Origin of the sequence: Comamonas sp. (assembly GCF_009360615.1) — a bacterium.
In the GTDB taxonomy this organism is placed as follows: domain Bacteria; phylum Pseudomonadota; class Gammaproteobacteria; order Burkholderiales; family Burkholderiaceae_C; genus Comamonas.
The window spans coordinates 1-25559 of the sequence record NZ_SPEY01000082.1; the positions used below are offsets into that span (position 1 = coordinate 1).

Annotated in this window: 21 protein-coding genes; 14 read left to right on the forward strand and 7 right to left on the reverse strand. The window is 64.6% G+C overall.

The window, feature by feature from the left end:
* Positions 1-204: 204 nt before the first annotated feature.
* Positions 205-1563 (reverse strand): MFS transporter, encoded by a 1359-nt coding sequence (locus E2583_RS19640; RefSeq protein WP_291597904.1) that lies wholly within the window; start codon positions 1561-1563, stop codon positions 205-207.
* Between the two features lie 106 nt (positions 1564-1669).
* Here E2583_RS19640 and E2583_RS19645 point away from each other — a divergent pair, with 106 nt between their 5' ends.
* The 4 genes from E2583_RS19645 to E2583_RS19660 all read left to right on the forward strand — a co-directional run bounded on the left by E2583_RS19645 (position 1670) and on the right by E2583_RS19660 (position 5995).
* Positions 1670-2365, forward strand: coding sequence for an AraC family transcriptional regulator (locus tag E2583_RS19645; protein ID WP_291597906.1), 696 nt, complete (start codon positions 1670-1672; stop codon positions 2363-2365).
* A 68-nt stretch (positions 2366-2433) separates the two neighbouring features.
* Complete coding sequence (locus E2583_RS19650; protein WP_291597908.1) at positions 2434-3351, forward strand: EamA family transporter; 918 nt, start codon at positions 2434-2436, stop codon at positions 3349-3351.
* A 37-nt stretch (positions 3352-3388) separates the two neighbouring features.
* Positions 3389-4222 carry a M48 family metallopeptidase gene (locus E2583_RS19655; protein WP_291597910.1) on the forward strand — a complete coding sequence of 278 codons (834 nt, stop codon included), beginning with the start codon at positions 3389-3391 and terminating at the stop codon, positions 4220-4222.
* Between the two features lie 96 nt (positions 4223-4318).
* On the forward strand, positions 4319-5995 hold the full coding sequence (locus E2583_RS19660; protein ID WP_291597911.1) for an acyl-CoA dehydrogenase family protein: 1677 nt from the start codon (positions 4319-4321) through the stop codon (positions 5993-5995).
* 6 nt (positions 5996-6001) lie between these two features.
* Here E2583_RS19660 and E2583_RS19665 read toward each other — a convergent pair whose 3' ends face one another.
* Positions 6002-6904 carry a helix-turn-helix transcriptional regulator gene (locus tag E2583_RS19665; RefSeq protein ID WP_291597912.1) on the reverse strand — a complete coding sequence of 301 codons (903 nt, stop codon included), beginning with the start codon at positions 6902-6904 and terminating at the stop codon, positions 6002-6004.
* Between the two features lie 168 nt (positions 6905-7072).
* Here E2583_RS19665 and E2583_RS19670 point away from each other — a divergent pair, with 168 nt between their 5' ends.
* The 7 genes from E2583_RS19670 (at position 7073) to E2583_RS19700 (ending at position 15388) form a co-directional block, all read left to right on the forward strand.
* On the forward strand, positions 7073-8635 hold the full coding sequence (locus E2583_RS19670) for a 3,4-dehydroadipyl-CoA semialdehyde dehydrogenase (protein ID WP_291597913.1): 1563 nt from the start codon (positions 7073-7075) through the stop codon (positions 8633-8635).
* Between the two features lie 3 nt (positions 8636-8638).
* On the forward strand, positions 8639-10201 hold the full coding sequence (locus tag E2583_RS19675) for a benzoate-CoA ligase family protein (protein ID WP_291597916.1): 1563 nt from the start codon (positions 8639-8641) through the stop codon (positions 10199-10201).
* Positions 10202-10390: 189 nt separating this feature from the next.
* Positions 10391-11554 (forward strand): ABC transporter substrate-binding protein, encoded by a 1164-nt coding sequence (locus E2583_RS19680; RefSeq protein WP_291597917.1) that lies wholly within the window; start codon positions 10391-10393, stop codon positions 11552-11554.
* Positions 11555-11710: 156 nt separating this feature from the next.
* The gene (locus tag E2583_RS19685; protein WP_291597919.1) at positions 11711-12580 is read left to right on the forward strand and encodes a branched-chain amino acid ABC transporter permease; all 870 of its coding nucleotides are present in this window, start codon (positions 11711-11713) and stop codon (positions 12578-12580) included.
* A gap of 145 nt (positions 12581-12725) precedes the next feature.
* Entirely contained in the window at positions 12726-13820 is a 1095-nt protein-coding gene (locus tag E2583_RS19690; RefSeq protein WP_291597920.1) for a branched-chain amino acid ABC transporter permease, read from the forward strand.
* Positions 13813-14583 (forward strand): ABC transporter ATP-binding protein, encoded by a 771-nt coding sequence (locus E2583_RS19695; RefSeq protein WP_291597922.1) that lies wholly within the window; start codon positions 13813-13815, stop codon positions 14581-14583. Before E2583_RS19690 ends, E2583_RS19695 begins: the two co-directional genes overlap by 8 nt.
* Positions 14584-14686: 103 nt before the next feature.
* Positions 14687-15388, forward strand: coding sequence for an ABC transporter ATP-binding protein (locus E2583_RS19700; RefSeq protein WP_291597923.1), 702 nt, complete (start codon positions 14687-14689; stop codon positions 15386-15388).
* A 91-nt stretch (positions 15389-15479) separates the two neighbouring features.
* On the opposite strand, the gene E2583_RS19705 is transcribed toward E2583_RS19700, so the two are convergent.
* The 4 genes from E2583_RS19705 to E2583_RS19720 all read right to left on the reverse strand — a co-directional run bounded on the left by E2583_RS19705 (position 15480) and on the right by E2583_RS19720 (position 21406).
* The gene (locus E2583_RS19705; protein WP_291597924.1) at positions 15480-15953 is read right to left on the reverse strand and encodes a hotdog fold thioesterase; all 474 of its coding nucleotides are present in this window, start codon (positions 15951-15953) and stop codon (positions 15480-15482) included.
* 234 nt (positions 15954-16187) lie between these two features.
* The gene (locus E2583_RS19710; protein WP_291597925.1) at positions 16188-17702 is read right to left on the reverse strand and encodes an acetyl-CoA hydrolase/transferase family protein; all 1515 of its coding nucleotides are present in this window, start codon (positions 17700-17702) and stop codon (positions 16188-16190) included.
* Positions 17703-17940: 238 nt separating this feature from the next.
* On the reverse strand, positions 17941-19263 hold the full coding sequence (locus tag E2583_RS19715; RefSeq protein WP_291597926.1) for a solute carrier family 23 protein: 1323 nt from the start codon (positions 19261-19263) through the stop codon (positions 17941-17943).
* Between the two features lie 232 nt (positions 19264-19495).
* Positions 19496-21406 carry a radical SAM protein gene (locus tag E2583_RS19720; RefSeq protein WP_291597928.1) on the reverse strand — a complete coding sequence of 637 codons (1911 nt, stop codon included), beginning with the start codon at positions 21404-21406 and terminating at the stop codon, positions 19496-19498.
* A 228-nt stretch (positions 21407-21634) separates the two neighbouring features.
* Here E2583_RS19720 and E2583_RS19725 point away from each other — a divergent pair, with 228 nt between their 5' ends.
* A complete protein-coding gene (locus tag E2583_RS19725) occupies positions 21635-23716 on the forward strand; it encodes an acetoacetate--CoA ligase (RefSeq protein WP_291597929.1) in 2082 nt (693 codons plus the stop codon).
* Here the strand turns inward: E2583_RS19725 and E2583_RS19730 are convergent.
* Positions 23713-24462 (reverse strand): enoyl-CoA hydratase/isomerase family protein, encoded by a 750-nt coding sequence (locus tag E2583_RS19730; RefSeq protein WP_043370415.1) that lies wholly within the window; start codon positions 24460-24462, stop codon positions 23713-23715. The genes E2583_RS19725 and E2583_RS19730 overlap by 4 nt on opposite strands.
* Before the next feature lie 148 nt (positions 24463-24610).
* Here E2583_RS19730 and minC point away from each other — a divergent pair, with 148 nt between their 5' ends.
* Positions 24611-25345 carry a septum site-determining protein MinC gene (gene minC / locus E2583_RS19735; protein ID WP_043370414.1) on the forward strand — a complete coding sequence of 245 codons (735 nt, stop codon included), beginning with the start codon at positions 24611-24613 and terminating at the stop codon, positions 25343-25345.
* 56 nt (positions 25346-25401) lie between these two features.
* The coding region (locus E2583_RS19740; protein ID WP_291597930.1) for a P-loop NTPase at positions 25402-25559 on the forward strand (158 nt) is incomplete at its 3' end.

A 25559-nucleotide genomic window follows, 5' to 3' on the forward strand; every position in this document is an offset into this window, starting at 1 on the left:
GCTCACCATTTGCGCCAGGCGAACGTCGTCCTCAATCATCAGAAGTTGGTGCGTGCTCATAGGGGGCAGTGTAGTCATGCTCGCGCCTCGATATTTCATCAAGGCACCATGCTGCAGCACGCAGATGATCTGCGCTTGTCTGGCGGGTAAAGTTCGGTAAACGCTTTATGCGCCGCAAAAACAATAGCTGGCAGCAATTACCCATCAAGCGCCAGAGCCCATTTTTACTCTGGATGCCAGGAAAATCAGCAGCAGCACGGGCAAGCCCATCAGCGCCGTGGTGTGGAAGAACGCCTCGTAACCATAGGTATCGACAAACACCCCCGAGAAGCCTGCCAGCCACTTCGGCGCCAGCAGCATCATCGAGCTGAACAGCGCATATTGCGTGGCCGAGTACTGCACATTGGTCAGGCCCGAGAGGTAGGCGATGAAGGCAGCGGAGGCGATGCCCCCCGCGAGGTTGTCGGCGCTGACCACCCAGACCAGGGCCGAGACATCGTGGCCGCGCGTGGCCAGCCAGGCGAACAGCATATTGGTGCCGGCCGACAGCAAGGCACCCAGCATCAGCACGCGCATCACGCCCCAGCGCACGGCCATGGTGCCGCCCACGAAGCCGCCCAGCAGCGTCATGATGACGCCGAACACCTTGGTCACGGCGGCCACTTCTTCCTTGGTGTAGCCCATGTCCACATAGAACGGGTTGGCCATGATGCCCATGACCACGTCGCTGACGCGATACAGGCCGATCAGCGCCAGCAGCAGCAGCGCCTGCCAGCGATAGCGGCCGATGAAGTCGGCAAACGGCGCAATCAGTGCGCCCTTGATCCATTCGGCGGCATTGCGCGCCGGTGCCATGGGGCGGGTTTCAGGCTCGGGCGAGAGCAGCACCGTGATCATGCCCACCAGCATGCTTGCCGCCATGGCCGTATAGGCCACATGCCAGGCCTGCACCATATAGCCCTGCACATCCCCCTGCACCTGTGCCGCCACCCACAGCACGCCGGCCCCGGCCCAGATCATGGCCAGGCGATAACCGGTCTGGTAGGTGGCCGCCAGGGCCGCCTGGTCGTCGAGCTTGGCGGACTCTATGCGATAGGCATCCAGCGCAATGTCCTGCGTGGCCGAGCCGAAAGCCACCAGCACTGCGCACCACACCAGTGGCTGCAGCGATTGCTTGGGGTCCATGAACGACATGCCGAGCAGGCCCGCCACGATCAGCAGCTGCGAAAACAGCAGCCAGCTGCGACGGCGGCCCAGCATCCGTGTCAGCGCCGGCAGGGGCAGACGATCCACCAGCGGGGACCACACCCATTTGAAGGCATAGGCCAGACCCACCCAGCTCAGGAATCCGATCGTCGTGCGGTCGATATCGGCCTCGCGCAGCCAGAAGCTCAGGGTACCCAGCACAAGCAGCAAGGGCAGGCCGGCCGAAAAGCCCAGAGCCAGCATGCGCAGGCTGGTGGGCTGGGCGTAGACCTTGAAGGCCTGGCCCCAGCTGCGCTTGGGCTTGATGGCGACGTCTGCGGAAGTGGGGCTGCGGCTTGTTTGGGACGACTCGGTCATGGTCTGGTTCTCTGAGGCAGAGGGCATTATCGGTTGCCCGCGCCAGTCGCCGGGCGCTACCATTACCGTGACCGCCGTCTCTTTCTGTAAGCAAGCAAGGTTAGCCATGAGCCGTGACACCGCATCCCCGCGCCCTGTGCTTGATCAGGCACAGGCATCGGTGCGCAGCTACAGCGGCGAGCACCAGGCACATGCCCATGACTACGCCCAGATCCTGTTTGCGCTGCAGGGCCGCATGGAGCTGGAGGTGGCCGGCAGACCCAGCTTTGTAGACAGCGCCTGCGGCATGGTCATCCCCGCAGGTGCCGACCATGGCTATCTGGCCGCACCGCAAACCCAGGTACTGGTGATCGATGCGCCCATGGCCGAGGGGCTGGACAGGCTGCGCCGCTTTGCCGTGCCACCGGCGCTGCGCTTTCCGCAATCGAGCCTGTCGGCCGCCGCGCAAATGGCACTGGTGCTGCAGGCCCCCACCTTGCTGCAGCGGCGTGGACTGGATCTGCTGCGGCTGCAGCAGCAGGTTCAGGCAGCCTTGCACGAAAGCTGGCCCACGGCCAGACTGGCGGACTTGATGCACCTGAGCGTGGCCCAGTTCCATGCCCGTTTTGTAGAGCTGACTGACCGCACCCCGCAGGACTGGCTTCGCGGCCTGCGCCTGGATGCTGCCGTGCTGCAGCTCAAACAGGGGACGGCACTCGAAGCGACCGCCTTGCGCTGCGGCTACGCCTCGGCAAGCGCCCTGGCCTATGCCTTGCGGCGCGAACGCGGCGTGACATCGCGCCAGCTGCGCGAGCGACGCTGAGCAGCCCCTCTCACTTCAAGCGTTTCTCGACAGATGAGCGTCCCATGCCCGCGCATGATGGCTCACCCATGTCAGTCACTTCCGCGATCTCTTCCTCATCGTCCCGCAGCGCTCTGGGTCCCGTCGGCCTGGTGCTGGCTGCCGCCATGCTCTGGGGTACCACAGGCACGGCACAGCATTTCGCGCCTGCACAGCTCTCGCCCTACTGGGTGGGCGGCCTGCGCATGGCCATGGCCGCACTGTTCTTTGTCGCGCTGGCGCTGCTGCTGGACCGGGGCCCTGTGCGCCAGCCCATGCGCTGGGCGCGGGTACTGTTCTGCGGCCTCTGCATGGCCCTCTACAACCTCAGCTTCTTTGCCGGCGTCAAGGCCAGCGGCGTAGCTCTGGGCACGGCACTGGCCATCGGCAGCGGCCCCATCTGGGCAGGCCTGATGCAGGCCGTGGTGCACAAGCGCATGCCCAGCCCGCAATGGTGGCTGGGGACCTGCACCGGCGTGGGCGGAGGGGTCGTCATGGCACTGGCCGCCACCGACAGACAGCATCTGCCATGGGCGGGCATGGCCCTGTGCCTGCTGGCCGGTCTGTCCTACGCCGCCTACGCCCTGGTCAATCAGGCGCTGGTGCTGCAGGCGCGAGTGGCCTCGGTGAATGCCTGGGTGTTTGCCTGCGCAGCCCTGTTGTCGCTACCCTTTTCTGCCTGGCTGGGCGGGCCGCTGCAGATCAGCGCCGAAGGCTGGGCCGTGGCGATCTATCTGGGCATGGTCGCCACGGGCTTTGCCTATCTGCTGTTTTCCGTGGGCCTGCGCGGCATGTCTGCCGCGACCGGTGTGGCCCTGAGCAAGGCCGAGCCAATCACCGCCTTTGCGCTGTCGCTGTGGGTGGTGGGCGAGCGACCGGCCTGGTGGTCCGTGCTGGGTCTGCTCGGCGTGATCGGCGGTCTCTGGCTGGTGGTGCAGGCAGAGCGCAAGACTGCAGAAACCGTCTGACCCGAGGCCTCGTCGGGCTCGCATAGACTTGGTGCTCATGCACGCCCTCATCTCATCCCTGCGCCTGCCCGCCACCCGAAGTTGCCTGCTGCTTGCACTGGCCTGCGCGCCGCTGATGCCTGCACCCGCACAGGCGCAGGTGGAGGTCGGCAAGGCATCGGTCATGCGCCAGCTGGTACCGGCAGAGACCCTGGAAAACTCTGCGACCCAGCAATACCAGGAGTTGCTGCAAAAGGCCAAGGCCCAGGGTGCGCTGGCCGACGCCGGCAACCCCCAGCTGCAACGCCTGCGCGGCATTGCACAGCGCCTCATTCCCTATGCCGCGCAGTGGAACCCGCGCGCCAGCCAGTGGCGCTGGGAAGTCAATCTCATCGGCAGCAAGCAGATCAACGCCTTCTGCATGCCCGGCGGCAAGATCGCCTTCTACACCGGCATCATCGACCAGCTCCGGCTCACGGACGACGAGATCGCCATGATCATGGGCCACGAGATGGCCCATGCCCTGCGCGAGCACTCGCGCGAGCAGCTGGCCAAGAACCAGGCCACCAGCATCGGCATCTCGCTGGGCGCCCAATTGCTGGGCCTGGGCGACCTGGGCAATGCGGCGGCCCGCCTGGGCGGCCAGTTGCTCAGCCTCAAGTTCAGCCGCAACGACGAAAGCGATGCGGACCTGGTCGGGCTGGAGCTGGCAGCCCGCGCCGGCTACCACCCGCAGGCCGCCGTGAGCCTGTGGCGCAAGATGGGCCAGGCCACGGGCGAAGGCGGCATAGGCTTTCTTTCCACACACCCGACGGGCCCCGATCGCATCCGTCAGCTGGAGGGGAATGTGCCGCGGGTCATGGGCCTGTACGAGCAGGCGCGCAGGCGCTGAGCACAGGTGACAGGCCGGCTGAAAACCCGCTTTGCGGCCAACCATGCCGCGCTCTATATTGCCCGGTGACGCGCGCACAGCCACAGGAGTGATCGCATGCAGGCCCTGGACACCCATGACGTCTTCAACCAGTTCGATGAGCTGACCGACATCAACCTGCTGCAGGCCGACATGGCCTTGCAGGAAGTGCTTCTGCGTCAGCAGGCCCAGGGCTTTGTTCCAGCCCTGAGCCGCTTTGCCCAGCAGCTTGGCGAGAAGCACAGCTGGGAGCAGGCCGAACTCGCCAACCGCCATGCGCCCGAGCTGCAGCGCTTTGACGCACGCGGGCGTGTGCTCGATGCCGTGGAATTCCATCCCAGCTGGCATCGCCTCATGCAGCTGTATCGCGAGCAGGGGCTGATCTCCTTGCCCTTCGAGAGTCCGGGCCGCGGTCGCTGGAGCGCCTGGGCCGCCGGCTTTTACCTGCACGGCCAGGTGGAGCAAGGCACGCTGTGCCCGGCCACGATGACCACGGCGGCCATCCCCGTGCTGCAAAAAGAGCCAGCGCTCTGGAGCCAGCTGCAGGCCCGGTTGTACAGCCACGAGTACGACGCGCGCGATCTGCCGCTGGCCCAGAAAAAGTCCATCTGGATCGGCATGGGCATGACGGAAAAACAGGGCGGCTCGGACGTGCGCGCCAACACCACGGTGGCCCGCCCGGTGCACGCGGGCGGTCGCGGCGGCGAGTATCTGCTGCGCGGCCACAAGTGGTTTTTCTCGGCCCCCATGTGCGACGCCCATCTGGTGGTGGCGCGCCTGGCCACGGCAAGCGGCGAACTCGGCGGTCATGCCTGCTTTTTCGTGCCACGCTGGCGCCCCGACGGCAGCAAGAACCCGGTGCGTGTGCAGCGCCTCAAGGACAAGGTCGGCAACCGCAGCAACTCCAGCTCGGAAGTGGAGCTGCAGGACGCCTGGGGCATTCTCATGGGCGAGGAAGGGCGCGGCATTCCCACCATCATCGAAATGGCCAGCTACACGCGGCTGAACTGCGTGCTGGGCAGCGCGGCCATCGTGCGCAGTGCCACCGTGCAGTCGATTGCCTATGCGCGTCAGCGCTCGGCCTTTGGAAAGCATCTTGCAGATCAGCCGCTGATGACCTCCGTACTCGCGGATCTGGCACTCGAAAGCGAAGCCTCCATGCAGCTCGCCATGCATCTGGCGCAGGCCTGTGAGCTGGAGGCCGACGGCGACCTGCTGGCTCGTGCCTGGAAACGCATCATGACTCCAGCCGCCAAGTTCTGGGTCTGCAAGCGCTCGGTGGAGATCACGGGCGAAGCCATGGAGGTCTTTGGCGGCAACGGCTATGTGCAGGACAGCATTGTCTCGCGCCTGTTCCGTGAAGCGCCGGTCAACTCCATCTGGGAAGGCTCGGGCAATGTGATGTGCCTCGACGTGCTGCGCGCCATGGGACGCGAGCCCGAAGCCGCGCGCCTGCTGCTGCAGGATCTGGGCGAGATGGCTGCCGACCGGCCCGTATTGACGGCCATGGTGCAATCGCTGTCCAAGCGACTGTCTGTCGCTCCCGATGCGCTGCAGCCCCAAGCCCGCAGGCTGGTGCAGGACTTGTGCCTGCTGGCCCAGGCCTGCCTGCTGCACAAACACGCGCCCGCTGTCATGGCCGAGGCCTTCATCCACACCCGCCTGGGCGCGCAAAGCGGGAGCATGGTGGTCGGAGCGTTCGACCCTGCCGGGCTGGATATTTCGGCCATCCTCCAGCGCGCACTGCCCGCCTGAATCCCGTCAGGGCGCGACCAGCGCCCTGAGTTGCCTGAAGCTTTGCGCCAGGCTCTTGCCGCTGGTGTCCAGAACATGGTCGGCCTTGGAATAAAAGGCCGACCGGCCGTCCAGAATCCGGCGCAAATCATCCATGGCCTCGGGGTTGGCCGCCATGGGCCGCGTATCCCCCTGCGCCACGACACGGCTCATATGCTCATCGGGCTGGGCCTGCAGCCAGACCGTGGTGCAGTGGCTGAGCAGCTCATTGAAGGTCGCGGGGTCCGAGACAATCCCCCCCGGCGTGGCAATCACCACATCGCTGTAGATCTGCACGGCCTCTTCGAGTGCACGACGCTCATAGCGGCGATAGGCGCCTGCTCCGTAGAGGTCATAGATCTCGCGCACGCTGCAACCGGCCACGCGCTCGATTTCCTGGTTCAGCTCCAGAAACGGCACATTCAGCTGCTCTGCCAGCATGCGGCCCAGGGTGGACTTTCCCGCGCCGCGCAAACCTATCAGGGCAATGCGCGAGGCGCGGTGCGGGTCTCCGCTGGGCGCGGTCCCCAGAATCTCTCCGGCCGCCAGCCGCACGCGCTGCAAATCGGCTTCGCTGCGGCCCTCCAGCAACTCGCGCAGCAGCAGCCATTCCGCGCTGGCCGTCGTCACATCGCCCAGCAGCTCGGCCATGCTGCACTGAAGTGCCTGTGCGATCTGCTGCAGCACCAGGATGGAGACATTGCCCGTGCCGTATTCGAGATTGGCCAGATGGCGCTCGGACACCACCGCCGCAGAAGCCAGCCCGCGGCGCGTGAGACCGCGGCGCGCACGCAGATTGCGCACCCTCTCGCCCAAGGCTTGCAGCAACGGGCTTTTGCCCGTCTCATCCCCTTCCGCAACCGACGCGGATGCCATGTCTAACTGATCCATAAAGCTCCTCAGAGGCCGTGAATGATAAACAGTCGGGGTTAACGCGAATCATGCAATATATTGCTTGACACTGCATTGTCACGTATTTATCTTTTGATTGCACGCACAATATTGCATGTTTTGACGAAGATTTGAGGCTGATCAGAACAGCCCTTCAGGAGACCTCCCATGACTGAGTTACTGGCCAACCATGTGGCTGGACGCTGGCAGACCGGCAGCGGCCGGGGCAGCTTGTTACGCGACCCGGTACTGGGAGCCGAGCTGGTGCGTGTCGATGCCACGGGGCTGGATCTGGGCGCCGCCTTTTCCTTTGCACGCGACACCGGCGGCAAGGCCTTGCGAGCCCTCGGTTACGCCCGGCGCGCCGGCCTGCTGACCGATATTGCCGCCGTGCTGCAAAGCCGGCGCGACGCGTATTACGAGATCTCCACCGCCAACAGCGGCACCGTCAGAAGCGACACCGCCGTCGATGTGGATGGCGGCATCTACACCCTGAACCAATACGCCCGGTGGGGTGCAGCGCTGGGCGATGCCGGACATCTGGGCGACGGCGAAGCCGTGGCGCTGGCCAAGGACGGCGCTTTTCAGTCCCGGCATATCCAGGTCCCGACGCACGGGGTGGCACTGATCATCAACGCCTTCAACTTCCCTGCCTGGGGACTGTGGGAAAAGGCGGCACCCGCCCTGCTCTCGGGAGTGCCCGTCATCGTCAAGCCGGCCACGGCCACCGCATGGCTGACCCAGCGCATGGTCAAGGATGTGATCGATGCCGGCATATTGCCGCCGGGCGCGCTGTCCATCGTCTGCGGCAGTGCCGCCGGACTGCTCGATCAGCTGCAGCCCCTGGATGTGCTCTCCTTCACAGGGTCTGCGGACACTGCAGCGACCATCCGCTCTCACGCGGCCATCAGCCGCCATTCCGTGCGCAGCAATATCGAGGCCGACAGCGTGAACTGTGCAATGCTGCTGCCCGGCCAGGGCCCGGACAGCGAAGCCGCCGCCTTGCTGGCGCGTGAAGTGGTGCGCGAAATGACGGTCAAGTCCGGCCAGAAATGCACGGCCATACGCCGCGTGCTGGTGCCGCAGGCCCTGTATGACAGCCTGGCCCAGGCCATCAGTGCGCAGCTGGAGAAGATCTCCGTGGGCAACCCGCGCAACGACGCCGTGCGCATGGGATCTCTGGTCAGCCGCGAGCAGTACGACGGCGTGCAGCAGGGCCTGGCCCGCTTGCTGGAGCACACTGCGGCCCTGCATGACGGCCGGCGCAACGCGCTGATCGATGCCGACCCGGCGATCGCTGCCTGTGCACAGCCCGTGCTGCTGGGAACACAGGACCCGGATGGCTGCACACCCGTGCATGACATGGAAATCTTTGGCCCCGTGGCCACGCTCATGCCGTACCAAGATCTGGCCCATGGCCTGGCCCTGGCACATCGCGGCCAGGGCTCGCTGGTCTGCTCGATCTACGGCGATGACGACCAGGCACTGGCCGCTGCCGCCGCCGAGCTCGCTGCCAGCCACGGCCGGGTGCATGTGGTAACGCCCGCCGTCGCCCGGCTGCATACGGGCCATGGCAATGTCATGCCGCAGTCCCTGCATGGAGGTCCGGGCCGCGCCGGCGGCGGCGGCGAGCTCGGCGGCCTGCGGGCCCTGGATTTCTATCATCGCAAAAGCGCCATACAAGCCGCACCGCAGGTTCTGCAGACACTGGCAGAAACGAAGGGAGCATGAGCCATGACCGATTTCAGCCAGCCCTTCAACTTTTCCCAGCATCTGTTCGACCTCAACCAGGGGCGCGGTGACAAGACCGCCTACACCGATGACCGGGGCACGCTCAGCTATGCGCAATTGCAGGATCAGGCCCGTCGCATGGCCCACGGCCTGCTCGCTGCCGGCATCCATCGCGAGGAGCGCGTGCTGCTGGTCATGCACGATATGCGCGAGTGGGTGATCGCCTTTCTGGGAGCCATGTACGCCGGCGTGGTGCCGGTGGCGGTGAACACCCTGCTCACTGCTGCCGACTACGCCTATATGCTCGAGCATTGCCGTGCTCAGGCAGTATTGACCAATGGTGCGCTGGTTGCCGTGGTGCAGCAGGCCCTGGAGCAGGCGCAGCATGAGGTCAACCATATCTGGGTCGCCAGACCCGAGGAAGCACCGCAAGGCCTGCCGCCGGCCTTCGAGCCGTTGCAGCCCTGGCTGCAACAGCAGACGCCGCTCGCTCATGCCGCCCGAACCATGGGCGACGACCCCGGCTTCTGGCTGTATTCCTCGGGCTCCACCGGCAAGCCCAAGGGCGCGGTGCACACCCACGCCAACCCCTACTGGACGGCGGAGCTGTATGGCAAACCGGTGCTGGGCCTGACCGAAAGCGATGTCTGCTTTTCCGCCGCCAAGCTCTACTTCGCCTACGGTCTGGGCAATGCCCTGACCTTCCCCCTGAGCGTAGGAGCCAGCGTGGTGCTGATGGCCGAGCGCCCCACGCCGGAAGCCACTTTCAGGCGCTGGACCGAGCACCGGCCCACGGTGTTCTTCGGCGCGCCAACGGGCTTCGCGGGCATGCTGGCGCACCCCGCCCTGCCGGCACGCGAGCAGGTCAGTCTGCGCATGTGCTCCTCGGCGGGCGAAGCCCTGCCAGCCGACATCGCCCAGCGCTTCAAGAACCACTTTGGCGCCGATATCGTGGATGGCATCGGCTCCACCGAAATGCTGCATATCTTTCTCTCCAACCGCCCGGACGACATACGTTACGGCAGCACCGGAAAGCCTGTCCCCGGCTATGCGGTGGAACTGCGCGGCGAGGACGGCCAGCCCGTGGCCGATGGCGAGATCGGCGATCTCTACATCAAAGGCCCGAGCGCGGCCCTGATGTACTGGGCCAACCGCGACAAGACGCGCGACACCTTCCAGGGCGCCTGGCTCAAGAGCGGCGACAAATACGTGCGTGACGCCGAGGGCTACTACACCTATGCAGGCCGCAGCGACGACATGCTCAAGGTCAGCGGCATCTACGTCTCGCCCTTCGAGGTCGAATCCACGCTGCAGCAGCACCCCGCCGTACTGGAAGCCGCCGTGATCGGCGTGACCGACGAGCAGGGGTTGACCAAGACCAAATCCTATGTGGTGTGCAAGCCCGGACGCAGCGCCAGCGAGGCCGAGCTCAAGGCCTTCGTGAAGAACCGGCTGGCTGCCTACAAATACCCGAGATTCATTGAATTTGTGGATGAGCTGCCCAAAACCGCAACCGGCAAGATCCAGCGCTTTCGCTTGCGTGAACTGGACACTAAGCCGCGCTGACGGCCGGTTTCAAGGCCGCAGAAAGCAATCGGGACCGCTACGCCCGACTAGGGCAATCGCTGGTATTGCTTTAAACCTAAAGTTGTTAGAGTGCGCGTGAGCGTCAGTGCGCCCCCAGCACCACAGCCAGTCCTATCCATTGACCTGATAACAAGCCGGCATTCATCCATCAACCAGCAGGAGACAAGCATGAGCAAGCAATGGGCAATATGGAGCGCAATCGCACTGGCTGCCGCCGCAGGCGGCAGCAGCGCCATGGCGCAGGAGAAGATCAAGGTCGGCTTCATGCTGCCATTCAGCGGCACCTATGCCGCCCTGGGCGTGGCGATCGAGAACGGCTTTCGCATGCAGGTCGCCGAACAGGGCGGCAAGCTGGGCGGGCGCGAAATCGAATACTTCAAGGTCGACGATGAATCCGACCCCGCCAAGGCCACGGACAACGTCAACCGTCTCATCAAGCGCGACAAGGTCGACGTGATCATCGGCACCGTGCATTCCGGCGTGGCAATGGCCATGGCCAAGGCCGCCAAGGAAAGCGGCACCGTGCTCATCGTTCCCAATGCGGGAGCCGATGCCGTCACCGGCCCCATGTGCGCGCCCAACATCTTCCGCAGCTCCTTCTCCAACTGGCAGACGGCCTACCCCATGGGGGTGGTGGCGGCCAAGGAGGGCAAGAAAAATGCCATGACCCTGACCTGGAAGTACGCTGCCGGCGAAGAGGCCGTCAACGGCTTCAAGGAAGGCTTCGAGAAAAGCGGCGGCAAGGTCAGCAAGCAGCTGACGCTGCCGTTTCCCAACGTCGAATTCCAGGCGCTGCTGACCGAGATCGCGGCAGCCAAGCCCGATGCGGTGTTCTCCTTCTTCGCAGGCGCAGGTGCCGTGAAATTCGTCAAGGACTATCACGCCTCGGGCCTGTCCAAGACCATTCCGCTCTACGGACCGGGCTTTCTGACCGACGGTACGCTGGACGCGCAGGGTGACGCCGCCCAGGGCATGCTGACCACGCTGCACTATGCCGACGAACTGGGCACGGTGCGCGACCAGACCTTCCGCACCAACTACGCCAAGAGCTACAAGCTGCAGCCCGATGTCTATGCCGTGCAAGGCTATGACGCCGCGCAGATGCTGGCCGTGGGCCTGAAGGCGGCCGGTGGCGACATCAGCAAGAAGGATGCCTTCCGCACCGCCATCGAAAAAGCCACCATTGCCAGCCCGCGCGGCGACTTCACCTTGAGCAAGGCGCACAACCCCGTGCAGGACATCTATCTGCGCAAGGTCGACGGCAAGGAGAACAAGAAGATCAGCGTGGCGGTGAAGGCGCTGGCGGACCCGGCCCGCGGCTGCCGCATGTGACGACGCGAGTCACACCGCCCTGGATAAGTCGCGGCTCTGAGCCTGCCGCTCCCCGCTGCCGGCTCGCGACAGAGCGCCTCGTCTCCCTCGCGAATCCACCATTCGCGGGGCGGAAGGCTCCCCTATCTCGCCCCTCCCGCTTCAACAAGGATTGCCGTGGATCTCGCCACTTTTCTGGTGCAGTGCCTGAACTCGATTCAGTACGGACTGCTGCTGTTTCTGCTGGCCTCGGGCCTGACGCTGATCTTCGGCATCATGGGGGTGATCAACCTCGCCCATGGCAGCTTCTACATGATCGGCGCCTACGTGGCGTTCTCGCTGGCGCCGTATCTGGGCCAGCAATTCATCACCATGCTGCTGGTGGGTGTGCTGCTGGCCGTGGTGCTGGGCTATTTCCTCGAGTGGGCATTCTTCAGCTTTCTCTACGAACGCGATCATCTGCAGCAGGTGCTGATGACCTATGGCCTGATTCTGGTGTTTGAAGGCCTGCGCGCCATCCTCGCGGGCAACGATGTGCATGGCGTGGAAAAGCCGGCCTGGCTGGCCGGCAGCTTCCCGCTCATGGGCATGATGCAGTACCCCTGGTACAACGTGTTTGCCGCCGCAGCCTGCCTGCTGGTGGCAGTGCTGATGTACTACACCGTCAACCGAACGCGCCTGGGCATGATGATTCGTGCCGGAGCCAGCAACCGCGACATGGTGCGGGGTCTGGGCATCAACATCAAGCGCCTGTACCGCATCGTGTTCGCCGTGGGCGTGGCACTGGCAGCCCTGGCCGGCATGATCGCTGCCCCCATGAGTTCGGTCTATCCGAACATGGGCTCCGGCGTGCTCATCATCTGCTTCGTCGTAGTGGTCATCGGCGGCATAGGATCGATCACCGGTGCGCTGGTGGCCTCGCTGCTGGTGGGCTTTGTCGACACCTTCGGCAAGGTGTTCTTCCAGGAGCTCAGCGGCATGAGCATCTATCTGCTGATGGCCGTGATCCTCGTATGGCGGCCGGAAGGACTGATGGGCAAAAGATGATGAAACTCCACCCCGAGTCGCTTTGCGCCCACCCCCTCTGCAGCCACGCCGGAGAGGCAGAACACCCTCGCTGCGGGACGGCTCTTGCCCGGAGCCTCCTGCGGGACTCACGCCAGTTGTGCAAGCAGTGTCAAGGATCACCGATATGAGCAACAACTCCTATACGCCACTGCCGCAGTCCAATCAGGCCTATGCGCAAGCACCGGCCGTCACCAGCCAGAGCCGCCCCATCCGCTCGCAAAGCGTCTGGGTCGGGGTGGTGCTGCCGCTGGCTGCGGCGGTGCTTCTGGCGGCCGCCCAGCCCTTCTGGTCGGGCTATCTGTCCGACCTGGTGGTCAAGATCATGATCCTGTCCATCTTTGCGCTGAGCCTGCATATCCTGGTGGGCGGCGCAGGTCTGGTCAGCCTCGGCCATGCGGCCTACTTCGGTCTCGGTGCCTATGCGGCGGTGAAGGCCGCCGGCCAGGACGGAAGCCACTTTCTCGTCATGCTCGGCGCCGCCGTCGGCGTCTCGGGCCTGTATGCGCTGGTGGTGGGCGCCCTGAGCCTGCGCACCAAGGGCGTGTACTTCATCATGGTCACGCTGGCATTCGCGCAACTGGCTTTCTTCGTCGTGCACGACGTGGGCTACTTTGGCGGCAGCGACGGCATCTACCTGATGCAACGCCCGGCCATCGGCGCACTGAACATGGAAAGCAGCACCACGCAGTACTACGTGGTGCTGGCTGCCCTGGTGCTGGTCTATGCCTTCATCACCATGCTGCGCCACTCGCGCTTCGGCCATGCTCTGGCCGGCATCCGCGTCAACGAGCAGCGCATGCGCGCTGCCGGCTTTGCCACCTATGGCTACAAGCTCGCCGGCTTTGTGATCGCCGGTGCGCTGGCAGGGCTGGCGGGCTTTTTGCTGGCCGCACGCGATGCCGTGGTCAATCCCGAGCTGCTGGCCTGGCACCACTCCGGCGAGGTGCTGCTGATGCTGATTCTGGGCGGCGTGGGTTCGCTGCGCGGTGCGGTGCTGGGCACCGTCACCTTTGTGCTGCTCAAGGAGTTGCTGAGCACCCACGCCATCATGGGCAATGCTGCGGACCACTGGCAGCTGACGCTGGGCCTGGCCATCATCGCGCTGGTCGCGCTGCTGCCCAGGGGGCTGGTCGGCATCAACGACAAATGGCAGCAGAAGGCTGCGGCGCGAAAGGCTCCCTCGGCAAGCGCTGGCCAGCAAGGAGCAGATCATGGCTGATGCGGACAATGTGCCCCGGATGTCGGTGCGCGGCCTGACACGGCGCTTCGGCGGGCTGGTGGCCGTGAACAATGTGGACCTGGATCTGCACCAGGGCGAGGTCCACGCCGTCATCGGCACCAATGGCGCCGGCAAGTCCACGCTGATCAACATGCTCTCGGGCGAAATAGCGGCCAGCAGCGGCAGCATTGCGCTCGAGGGCCGGAACGTCACGCAGATGCCGCAGCCGCTGCGCGCCAAGGCCGGCATCGGCCGCAGCTACCAGCGCACCACCATCTTCCCCGAGTTCACGGTGCTCGAGAACTGCCGGCTCACGGCGCAGGCCCATGCGCTGCCCAGGCCCTGGCGCATCTGGGAGTCGGCCCAGCATTGCACAGCCAGTCTGCAGCGGGCGCAATCCGCGCTGCAGCGCGCCGGTCTTGCCCAGCATGCCGGGCGCATCGCCGGCAGCCTGAGCCATGGTGCCAAGCGCCAGCTCGAAGTCGCCATGTGCCTGGCCACGGCGCCGCGCGTGCTGCTGCTGGACGAGCCGCTGGCGGGCATGGGTGCCGAGGAGACCGAGCGCATGCTGGAGCTGCTGCAGGAGCTCAAATCCGCGCATGCCGTGCTGCTGGTGGAGCACGACATGGATGCCGTTTTCCGCATTGCCGATCGCATCACCGTCATGGTCAACGGCAGCGTGGTGGCCACGGGCACGCCCGATCAGATTCGCAACGACCCGGTGGTGCGCACCGCCTACCTGGGAGAGGAAGAGCATGCTTGAAACAAAGCCCCCCCTGAGCGGCTCTGCCGCTTCCCCCTCTCTCGCTGCGCGGGAGGGGGAAGGCACAGGCACGCGCCCACTTTCCGGGGCTTCGAACCCTGCCATGTTCAGCCTGCAAGAGGTGCACAGCTTTTACGGCGACAGCCATATCCTGCACGGCATCTCGCTGGATCTGCCTCAGGGTCAGGCCGTAGGCCTGCTGGGCCGCAACGGCATGGGCAAGACTACGCTGATCCGTACGCTGATGGGCTATGTGCCGGCGCGTTCGGGCCGGGTGTTTGCCGATGGCAGGGATGTGACGAATTCCGCCCCCGAACACATGGCACGTCTTGGCATTGGCTATGTCCCCGAAGGACGCGGCGTATTCCCCAATCTCTCCGTCAGGGAAAACCTCTTGATGAGCGCCAGAGCCGGCCTGGACGGCAGTCGGGGCTGGACCTACGAGCGTGTGCTGGAAACCTTTCCACGCCTCAAGGAGCGCCTGTCCAACGGCGGCGATCAGCTCTCGGGCGGCGAGCAGCAGATGGTCTCCATCGGCCGCGCGCTGATGACCAATCCGCGCCTCATGATCCTGGATGAAGCCACCGAGGGTCTGGCGCCGCTGGTGGTGGCCGAAATCTGGCGCGTGATTGCACAGATTCGCGAAACCGGCATTTCCACGCTGATCGTGGATCGCGACTACAAGAAGGTGCTGGCCCATACCGACAAGGCCGTGGTGATGGAAAAAGGCCGGCTGGCCTTGCAGGCTGAGTCCGCGGATCTGCAACAGCAGCCGGAGAATCTGTCGGCGTTACTGGGGGTTTGAGCCGAGGAAGACTGTGCGCCTTTCTTCGATGGCAGCGTGATGTGCCTTGGCATGTCGCTCAAACCCGTAGCATCCGAAAGACCACTCCGCCCTACTGCACCCCGCCCAACGAAGCCGCATCCAGCCGCGCATTCTTGGCGGCCTCGGGCGGCAGGATCGCCATCGTCAGGCTGCAGTTGCAGGTCAGCCTGCCCTCTTCGTCGCGCAGCTCCACCGCCCAGACATGCGTGGTGCGCCCCAGGTGCGTGGGCCGCGCCGTGGCGGTGATCCAGCTGCCTTTGCGACCTGCACGCACATGGTTGGCAGTCACGCCCAGGCCCACACAGCGGTAGCCTTCGGGAATGCTGCAGGCCGCTGCCATCGATCCCAGCGTCTCGGCCAGCACCACGCTGACACCGCCGTGCAAGATGCCATAGGGCTGGCAGGTACGTTCATCCACATGGATGCGGGCGCGCACATAGTCGTCACCGTATTCGGTGAACTCTATGCCCAGATGGGAAATTGCAGTGTTTGCGCTGCCTGCGTTCAGCGCTTTCAGATCGAGTTCTCGGGTCCAGATCGCCATACCAGTCCTTGTGGTGCATGAAAAAAGGACGCTCTTTGCAGAGCGACCTTCGATGCTAAGGACTTGGAGCAGCCAACGCCAGCACCAAGCGGACTAGGCAGCAGCTCCACCCACGCCCCGAGTCAGAGGCACCCAGCAAGGGCCTGGGCGGCCCGCCGCCCCGCAGCGAGGGTGTCGTCCCCCTTGGGGGAAACCGCGGGGCCGCCCAGGCGCAGCGGCTCAGGGGGAGCCTATTCAGGCTCGCATATCGCCCTGGTCCAGGAAGCGCTGATGCCAGGACAGCGCCTCGGTCAGGATATGGGGCGTGTGCTGTGCGCCCTGCTGGCGCGAGCGGTCGAAGTAGTCCTGAAGCTGGGCGCGGTAGTCCGGATGGGCGCACCGGTCGATGATGACCTGGGCACGCTGCTTGGGCGACAGGCCGCGCAGATCGGCCAGGCCCTGTTCGGTGACGATGATCTGGGTGTCGTGCTCGGTATGGTCCACATGCGAGCACATGGGCACGATGCAGCTGATCTTGCCCTCCTTGGCCACCGAGGGCGTGACGAAGAAGGACAGATAGCCGTTGCGCGCAAAGTCGCCCGAGCCACCGATGCCGTTCATCATGCCCGTGCCCATGACATGGGTGGAGTTGATGTTGCCGTAGATATCGGCCTCGATCATCGAGTTCATGGCGATGATGCCCAGGCGGCGCACCAGCTCGGGGTGGTTGGAGATTTCCTGCGGGCGCAGGATGATGCGCTCGCAGTAGAAGTCGATGTGGTCCTCGAAGTCCTTGTAGGCCGCCGCAGACAGCGAAATGGAGGTGGCCGAGGCCTTGCTCATCTTGCCCGCGCGCAGCAGATCCAGCATGCCGTCCTGCAGAACTTCGGTAAAGCCCAGCAGATTCTCGAACGGACCGGTCAGCAGCCCGGCCAGCACGGCATTGGCCACATTGCCCACGCCCGACTGAATGGGCAGCATTTCCTTGGGCAGGCGACCCATCTTCATCTCGTGGGCCAGGAAATCGATGATGTAGCCGGCGATTCTTTGGGAGTTTTCGTCCGGCGTGGCAAACACATTGTCGCGGTCCCCCTTGTGGGTCTCGACCACGGCCACCACCTTGGCGGGGTCCACCTTCAGGTAGGCATCGCCGATACGGTCGTCGGCATGCGTCATGTTGATGGGCATGCGGCGCGGCGGGATGGCCGTGCCGTAGTAGATGTCGTGCATGCCCTCCATCCGGGCGGGCGGCTTGGTGTTGACTTCGAGAATCACCTTGTCGGCGATCTCCAGCCAGGTCTTGTTGTTGCCCACGGCCGTCGACGGGATCAGCAGGCCGTCGGCAGTCACGCCCAGCACCTCGATCACGGCGACGTTCATGTGGCCCAGAAAGCCGAACCAGGCATGCTGCGCCACATGGGACAGATGCATGTCGATGAAGTCGATCTCGCCCGCATTCACGGCCTTGCGCGCAATGGGGTCGGTGTTGAAGGGCAGGCGCTGGCCCAGGGCATGGGCTTCGGCCATCACCCCATCGCACTCGGCGGCAGTGGAGGCACCGGTCCAGACATTGATCTTGTAGGGCTTGCCCTGGGCATGCTCGGCCTTGGCGCGGGCCGCAATGGCCTGGGGCAAGGCCTTGGGGTAACCGGCTCCGGTAAAGCCGCTCATGCCGACATTGACGCCGTGGGGAATCAGGGCGGCAGCCTCTTCGGCCGTCATGACGCGCGAGAGGAATTCTGGGTAACGTACGCGATCTGCGATGGACATTGCATGCTCCAAACTCGAAGGCCCCGACCCGGCACGCGAGCCTGACCGGTGCCAACGCGCTGGCATTTGTGCGGCTCATGCTCGGTGCTCGGGCTGGCACCTCCAAAAAAAACCGCCCGGGTAGGGCGGCATATCTCCATGCGAGAAATGTTACCAGCGCGGAACATTAAAACAGGAATTCCCGGCAAAGGCCCCGCGCTGCTGTCAGGGGAATGTTCCCCCGATTACATGTTGGCACTCACTTGGCCTGTACCTTGGTTTCAGATTTGCGCTCGCCCATGGCCAGCAGTGCGTACAGGATGATGGCGCCGAAGGTGGCGCAGCCGATGCCGCCCAGCGCGAATTCGCCGAACCTCAGCGTGAATTCTCCGGTGCCCAGAATCAGGGTGATGGCAGCCACGATCAGATTCTTGGTGTCGGAGAAGTCCACCTTGTTGTCCACCCAAATCTTGGCGCCGGCAATGGCGATCAGGCCGAACACCACGATGGAGACACCGCCCATGACGGGCAGGGGAATGGCCTGGATCAGCGCACCGAACTTGGGCGAGAAGCCCAGCAGCACGGCCAGCAGGGCCGCCACGAAGAACACGGCCGTGGAGTAGATGCGGGTCGCCGCCATCACGCCGATGTTTTCGGCATAGGTGGTCACGCCCGTGCCGCCGGCTGCGCCGGAGACCATGGTGGCCACGCCGTCACCGATGAAAGCCCGGCCCATGTACTGGTCCAGGTTCTTGCCCGTCATGGCCGTCACGGCCTTGATATGGCCCAGGTTCTCGGCCACCAGAATGATGACCACGGGCACGATCAGCAGCATGGCGTTGCTGGTGAACACCGGCGCATGGAAGCGGGGAATGCCGAACCAGGCGGCATTGAGCACGCCGCTCAGATCCACGGGCTTGCCCCAGCCCAGGCCGTTGGTGAAGACGGCGTAGAGCACGCTGGCAATGATCAGGCCGATCAGAATCAGCAGGCGCTGCAGCATGCCGCGCGTGAACACGGCCACCAGCGCCACGGACACAAAGGTCAGCGCCTGCATCCAGGATTCGAAGTTGTTGGACGCCATGTTCTTGATGGGAATCGAGGCCAGGTTCAGGCCGATGATGGCCACCACGGCGCCCGTCACCACGGGTGGCATGAAGCGTTCGATCCAGGCCGTGCCCACCATCTGCACCAGCAGGCCGACCAGCATGTAGACAAAGCCGCAGGCAATGATGCCGCCCAGCGCCACGCCGATATTGGCGTTGGCAGGTCCCTGGCTGGCCACATAGCCGGTGGCGATGTTGACCACGCCGATGAAGGCAAAGGAAGAGCCCAGATAGCTGGGCACCTTGCCGCCGGTGATAAGAAAGAAGATCAGCGTGCCGATACCGCTCATCAACACCGCCAGATTGGGATCGAACCCCATGAGGATGGGGGCCAGCACCGTGGAGCCGAACATGGCGATCACGTGCTGGATACCCATCAAACCGGTCTGCGTCCAGGGCAGTCGCTCATCGGGGCCGATGACGCCACCGCCCTGCAAGACATCGGACGATCGCTCCGTCCATTGAAACATTCCCATCCCATCGCTCCTTGGAGATATCAAAAACGGAGCAGATTATGGCAAGCAGTGCTTGCCCGCTGGGGCCGTGCAAGCACTGGTAAACCAGGGACTGTGGTCTCTCGCACACGCTGGAAAACGGCTGTACAAGGGCAAACTATCAAATACATAGCTTGCAGCGCAATACCGTCAATGAATTAATCAATAAACAGATCTAAAGTTGTTTATCAGCAAGCGCTAGCAGCTATCAAATTCACTGCTTCTGCTGCAGCGCACGCGCAATGCGGTCGCGCTTGACCGTGGGCTTGGGCACCTTGAACGGGAACCACATGCGCACATCCTCCTCCAGCCCGATGCCATGCATGAAGTTGTAGATGGCCTTCTTGAGCGCCGCTCCCAGTGCGTCGTGATCGACGCCCGTAGGGTCGATGAAGGGGCGGTCGTTCTTGGCAAAGTTGCCCTCGGGCAGCGGCGGCAGCTCGATGCCGTATTCCTCGGGGTTGAGGCCCACGGGCGAGTGCACGGTGCAGCTGAAGCGGTGAAAGAAGCCGCTTTGGATGCAACCGTTGAGAAACAGCTGGCGCACATACTCCAGCGCGTCCACCGTGTCCTGCACGGTCTGCGTCGGAAAGCCGTACATCAGATAGGCATGGACCAGAATGCCGGCTTCCGAGAACGCCTTGGTCACGCGTGCCACCTGGTCCACGGTCACGCCTTTTTTCATCAGCGCCAGCAGACGGTCGGACGCCACTTCCAGGCCCCCGGAGATGGCGATGCAGCCGCTGTCGGCCATCAGCTCGGCCAGCTCGGGCGTGAAGGTCTTCTCGAAGCGCACATTGCCCCACCAGGAGATGCCGGCCTTGCGTGCAATCAGCTCCTGCGACAGCGCCTTGAGCGCCTTGGGCGGCGCGGCCTCATCGACAAAGTGAAAGCCGGTCTGGCCGGTCTCGGCGACGATAGCCTCGATGCGGTCGGCCAGCACGGCGGCGCTGGCGCCCTCGTAGCGCCCGATATAGTCCAGGCTCACATCGCAGAAGCTGCACTTCTTCCAGTAGCAGCCATGGGCCACGGTGAGCTTGTTCCAGCGCCCGTCGCTCCACAGACGGTGCATGGGGTTGAGCATGTCCAGCAGCGACAGGTATCGGTCCAGCGGCAGGCCGTCCCAGGTGGGCGTTCCGACCTCGGCAAACGCGATGTCGGACTCCATCATGTTCACGTACTGCACCTTGCCGTCGTCGCCGCGCACAAAGGTGCGGACCAGACGCGATCGGCCGCGCTCGCCGCGCAGATGCTCGAGCAGCGCCAGCAGCGGGCGTTCGCCCGCATCCAGCGTCACGAAGTCGAAGTAGTCGAACACGCGCGGCTCGGCCAGCTCGCGCAGCTCGGTGTTGACAAAGCCGCCACCCAGCACGGTGGCGATCTGCGGGAAGCGCCGCTTGATGGTCTGCGCAATGCGAAATGCCGCATAGGCCGAGCCCGGAAAGGGCACGGACAGCAGCACCACCGTGGGCTGGTGACGCTCCACGGCCTCCAGCGTCAGGCGCTCCAGCACCTCGTCCACCAGATTGGGCTCTGCCGCGAGGGCGCTGGCCAGCGGATCGAAGGTGGGCTGGCTGCCGGCCAGCGACTCGGCATAGCGCACGAACTCGAAGCGCTCGTCCACGGCATCGCGCAGCACATCGGCCAGGTCGTTGAGGTACAGGGTGGCCAGATGCTTGGCCTTGTCGTGCAGGCCCAGGGCACCGAAAGCCCAGCCCAGCGGATCGCCGCCTTCCTCGTCCTCGTACACGTCCAGCGTGGCAAAGCGCGGACCTTCGGGCAGAAAGTGACGTCCCACGATGCGGTGGGCCAGCGTGGAGTCTCGCCCCTGCAAAAACGCAATCGTGGGCGCAATCGTGGCCAGATAGCGCTCCTGCTGCGCGACAAAGGACTGCACGGCAGGCGTGTGCTGCTTGGCAGGCAGGCTTCGGATGCGCTCGGCCACGGCGCGCAGGCCATCGGGCGAGAGCAGCTGCAGCACCAGGGCCAGGGCCAGGTCTTCCTGCATGGCGGTGATGCCGCGCGAGCGCAGAAAGCCGGTCAGGTAGGCCGTGGAGGGGTAGGGAGTGTTGAGCTGCGTCATCGGCGGAATGACGGCCAGCACGCGGGTGGGCAAAGCGGACATGGGGTGCGGGTCGCCGGCATGCGCCGTTGACGGTGTAGACAGGCCCCGATTATCGATGAGGACCCACGCAAACAAGGGGGCAGCAGGGAGCAACCCTGATGCAAGGTCCTGGCCCAGGCCTGATTGGCCCAAGTCGTGCCGGTTTGACCGCGCATCGGTGCTGCACAGGTGACATCTGCGGGGGGCAGCACCAATGACTTGCGCGGCTCGCAGCGCTAGGCTGAGGCCATGTCTTGCGCCCCCCAACACCCCGCCCCCCACATTCCCCAGATCCGGTTGTACCAGCGCTGGCTTCATGAAACGCGCGGCCTGAGCTTTGCCGACTATGACGCGCTGTGGCGCTGGTCGACCAGCGATCTCGACGCCTTCTGGCAAAGCATCTGGGATTACTTCGACCTGCAGTCACCCACGCCGCACAGCGCGGTGCTGGCCGGCAACACCATGCCCGGCGCACAGTGGTTCCCGGGCGCGCAGGTGAACTATGTGCGGCAGGTGCTGCGCCATGTGCAGCCCGCCCATGCTGCAGGAATGCCCGCCGTCATCAGCCGCAACGAGCTGGGCCTGCAGCGCGAGCTGAGCTGGCCCGAGCTGCAGCGCCAGGTGGCGGCCCTGGCCCTGCACCTGCGCGCCCAGGGCGTGGCCAAGGGGGACCGCGTCGCCGCCTACCTGCCCAATATTCCCGAGGCCATGGTCGCCTTTCTGGCCTGCGCCAGCCTGGGTGCCATCTGGAGCATCTGCGCGCCCGACATGGGCACCCATGCCGTGCTCGACCGCTTCAAGCAGATTGCACCCAAGGCACTGATCGCCGTGGACGGCGTGCATTACGCCGGCAAGGACATCGACCGCCGCGAGGTTCTGCAGGCGCTGCGTGACGGCCTGCCCAGCGTGCAGCATGTGGTGCTGGTGCCCAATCTGGATACCTCGATAAAGATAGCTGACACCGCTGACTACACCAGCGTTACAGCGAGAAATGATGCCGATACCGCGGCCTTTGAGCCCGAATGGCTGGCGTTCGACCATCCGCTGTGGATCGTCTACTCCAGCGGCACCACCGGCCTGCCCAAGCCCATCGTCCACGGTCATGGCGGCATGGTGCTGGTGGCCCTGCAGCTCAAGGGTCTGCACAACGACATCGGCTGCAGCTACGAGCCCAATAGCTGGGGCGAGCGCTACCACTGGTACAGCTCCACGGGCTGGGTGATGTGGAATGCCCAGGTCTCGGGCCTGCTGGGCGGCACAACCTGCGTGATCTTTGACGGCAGCCCCGGCGGCAGCAAGGACAAGCCCGACTGGGGCACGCTGTGGCGCTTCGCGGCCGAGACCGGCGTGACCAGCTTTGGCTCGGGCGCGGCCTTCTACGCCAACTGCATGAAGGCCGGTGTCGATCTGTCGGCCTGCGGGGATCTGTCACGCATACGCGGGCTGGGCAGCACGGGCTCGCCGCTGTCTGCCGAGGTACAGCAGTGGGGAACAGACCAATTCGAGAAACTGGGCCGCGCCAATATTTGGTGGAATAACTTATCCGGAGGCACCGACTTTGCGGGCGCCTTTATCGGTGGCAACCGCGATCTGCCGCTGGTGCCCGGCGTCATGCAATGCCGCCAGCTGGGCGCGGCCGTCGAAGCCTGGAACGAAGAGGGCCAGCCCGTGATGGACGAGGTCGGCGAGCTGGTCTGCACCCAGCCCATTCCATCCATGCCGCTGTTCCTGTGGGGCGATGCGGACGGGAAAAGGTATCTATCGAGCTATTTCGACATGTATCCCGCCGGTCATGGCCGCCAACCCGGCGGCGGTGACGGCCCGGCAGAGATGGGGCCAGTCTGGCGTCATGGCGACTGGATCAAGCTGCTCGGCGAGGGCGGCTGCATCATCTACGGCCGCAGCGACGCCACCATCAACCGCCACGGCCTGCGCATGGGCACCAGCGAGATCTACAGCGCCGTCGAGGCCCTGCCCGAGGTGCTGGACAGCATGGTGGTGGACCTGGAATATCTGGGCAAGGACAGCTACATGCCGCTGTTTGTCGCCCTGCGACCCGGCGTGGAGCTGGATGCGGCCCTGCGCGAGCGCATCAACAAGGCCATCCGCTCGGCGCTGTCGCCCCGCTTTGTGCCCGACGATATCTTTGCCGTGGCCGAGATCCCGCGCACGCTCAGCGGCAAGAAGCAGGAGCTGCCCATCAAGAAGCTGCTGCTGGGCCAGCCCCTGGCCAAGGTGGTCAACAAGGACGCCATGGCCAACCCCGGCTGCCTGGACTGGTACGAGGGCTTTGCCAGGGAATACCTGGCCAAGGCAGAGACAGTGGCCTAACGCCCGGTAAACAAAGGCTGGCGCTTCTCGCGCCAGGCCGCGCCGCCTTCCTTCAGATCGGCCGATTCGATGGTGGCCTGCACGGCAGCATCGATGCCGGCCTTGTCATGCACGCCGCGGGCAATGGCGTTGAGGTGCTTCTTCATGCCCAGCAAGGCTAGCGGCGCCATGCCGGACAGCGTGGCCTGCAGCTGCGCCACGCGCTCGCCGATATCTGCGCCGTCCGCCAGATCGGTCAGAAAGCCGCAGTCCTTCATCGCCTGGGCCTGCAGCTTCTCGCAGGTCAGAAACAGGCGCTTGGCCGTATCCAGGCCCAGCCGGGTTACATAGCGCTCCAGGCCCGAGCCGTAGAAATGCAGGCCCAGCCGCGCGGCGGGCATGAACATCTGGCTGTTGGCACCGCCGACGCGGAAATCGCAGGCCAGCGCCATATCGGTGGCGCCGCCAAACACCCCGCCCTGGATCGCGGCAATCGTCACGGCGCGGCAGTTTTCCACGGCATCCACCATTTCGCCGAAGGAGCTGCCCTCGTTCTGGCTGTTGGCAATCTCGGCGATGTCGTAGCCGCTGCAGAAATGCTTGCCCACCGCCTGCAGCGTCAGCACCAGCACGGCCGGGTTGGCATTGACCTCATCGATCTGGCGACGCAGCACGCTCAGGTCTTCGGGCAGCAGTTTGTTGGCAACTTCGGGGCGGCGCAAGGTGATGCGGGCACAGGCGCCCTGGATCGAAAGCTCTGGAGACATGACTGTATTTTCATCCAGACCTGTGCAGATAGGGCCTCTGAGGTGCATCAAGTGTTGCAGTGCAAACACTCGGTGACCTTATCTTTTGCCGGTTGACAGGTACACTTTGTCGTCCTCATAGAGCACCTGATGTGCGCTGATCCCATCCATGTCTGTTGAACCGACCGGCGCCGAGCGCCCCAGCTTTGACCTCAAGAGCGCGCAACTGCCGGTGCTTTCCGTGGTGCTTCGCAGCACCGACATGCAGGCACTGGCCCAGGATCTGGCACGTCGTCTGGCCGACGACCCCGACTTCTTCGACAACGACCCCGTGCTCATCGACCTCAGCCAGGTGTGTGAAGCCGAGCAGGAGATCGACTTCCCGGCCCTGCTCGAGGCCCTGCGCAACCACCGCACCGTGCCGGTTGCCGTGCGCAGCGGCAGCGAGGCCCAGATGGAGGCGGCCAAGGCGCTGGGGCTGAGCGCAGCTCCCGATGCCATGCCGGCGCGTCGCGCCGAGCCGGAAATCCACGAGATCATTCGCGAGGTGGAGGTCGAGGTGCCCGCACCTCTGGCCGATGCCCTCATCGTGGACCGGCCGCTGCGCTCGGGCCAGCGCGTCTATGCCAAGGGCACCGACATTGTGGTTCTGGACATGGTCAGCTATGGTGCCGAGGTGATTGCCGACGGCAACGTCCATGTCTATGCGCCGCTGCGCGGCCGCGCCGTGGCCGGGGCCAGCGGCAATACCAGCGCCAGAATTTTTAGCACTTGCATGGAGGCGCAACTGCTTTCCATTGCAGGTATCTACCGCACAATTGAAACCGATCTCCCCAAAGAAGTCGCCGGCAAAGCTGCCAAGGTGCGTCTTGAAGGAGAAAAAATCATTATCGAGCCGGTATGAGACACACCGGACACCCTATCAACCTGCCCCATTTGTCTTAAAGGAATCGTGCAAACATGGCCAAAATCGTCGTCGTGACCTCCGGCAAAGGCGGTGTCGGCAAGACCACCACCAGCGCCAGCTTCGCATCCGGCCTCGCTCTGCGCGGCCACAAGACCGCAGTGATTGACTTCGATGTGGGTCTGCGCAATCTCGATCTGATCATGGGCTGCGA

What these genes read in the sequence shown, in the direction of transcription:
- E2583_RS19715 (WP_291597926.1), bottom strand. Translation starts at nt 19,263, where the DNA reads ATGGGAATGTTTCAATGGACGGAGCGATCGTCCGATGTCTTGCAGGGC.
- E2583_RS19645 (WP_291597906.1), top strand. Translation starts at nt 1,670, where the DNA reads ATGAGCCGTGACACCGCATCCCCGCGCCCTGTGCTTGATCAGGCACAG.
- E2583_RS19710 (WP_291597925.1), bottom strand. Translation starts at nt 17,702, where the DNA reads ATGTCCATCGCAGATCGCGTACGTTACCCAGAATTCCTCTCGCGCGTC.
- E2583_RS19720 (WP_291597928.1), bottom strand. Translation starts at nt 21,406, where the DNA reads ATGTCCGCTTTGCCCACCCGCGTGCTGGCCGTCATTCCGCCGATGACG.
- E2583_RS19705 (WP_291597924.1), bottom strand. Translation starts at nt 15,953, where the DNA reads ATGGCGATCTGGACCCGAGAACTCGATCTGAAAGCGCTGAACGCAGGC.
- E2583_RS19655 (WP_291597910.1), top strand. Translation starts at nt 3,389, where the DNA reads ATGCACGCCCTCATCTCATCCCTGCGCCTGCCCGCCACCCGAAGTTGC.
- E2583_RS19640 (WP_291597904.1), bottom strand. Translation starts at nt 1,563, where the DNA reads ATGACCGAGTCGTCCCAAACAAGCCGCAGCCCCACTTCCGCAGACGTC.
- E2583_RS19680 (WP_291597917.1), top strand. Translation starts at nt 10,391, where the DNA reads ATGAGCAAGCAATGGGCAATATGGAGCGCAATCGCACTGGCTGCCGCC.
- E2583_RS19695 (WP_291597922.1), top strand. Translation starts at nt 13,813, where the DNA reads ATGGCTGATGCGGACAATGTGCCCCGGATGTCGGTGCGCGGCCTGACA.
- E2583_RS19675 (WP_291597916.1), top strand. Translation starts at nt 8,639, where the DNA reads ATGACCGATTTCAGCCAGCCCTTCAACTTTTCCCAGCATCTGTTCGAC.
- E2583_RS19730 (WP_043370415.1), bottom strand. Translation starts at nt 24,462, where the DNA reads ATGTCTCCAGAGCTTTCGATCCAGGGCGCCTGTGCCCGCATCACCTTG.
- E2583_RS19665 (WP_291597912.1), bottom strand. Translation starts at nt 6,904, where the DNA reads ATGGATCAGTTAGACATGGCATCCGCGTCGGTTGCGGAAGGGGATGAG.
- E2583_RS19725 (WP_291597929.1), top strand. Translation starts at nt 21,635, where the DNA reads ATGTCTTGCGCCCCCCAACACCCCGCCCCCCACATTCCCCAGATCCGG.
- E2583_RS19650 (WP_291597908.1), top strand. Translation starts at nt 2,434, where the DNA reads ATGTCAGTCACTTCCGCGATCTCTTCCTCATCGTCCCGCAGCGCTCTG.
- E2583_RS19670 (WP_291597913.1), top strand. Translation starts at nt 7,073, where the DNA reads ATGACTGAGTTACTGGCCAACCATGTGGCTGGACGCTGGCAGACCGGC.
- E2583_RS19700 (WP_291597923.1), top strand. Translation starts at nt 14,687, where the DNA reads ATGTTCAGCCTGCAAGAGGTGCACAGCTTTTACGGCGACAGCCATATC.
- minC (WP_043370414.1), top strand. Translation starts at nt 24,611, where the DNA reads ATGTCTGTTGAACCGACCGGCGCCGAGCGCCCCAGCTTTGACCTCAAG.
- E2583_RS19660 (WP_291597911.1), top strand. Translation starts at nt 4,319, where the DNA reads ATGCAGGCCCTGGACACCCATGACGTCTTCAACCAGTTCGATGAGCTG.
- E2583_RS19690 (WP_291597920.1), top strand. Translation starts at nt 12,726, where the DNA reads ATGAGCAACAACTCCTATACGCCACTGCCGCAGTCCAATCAGGCCTAT.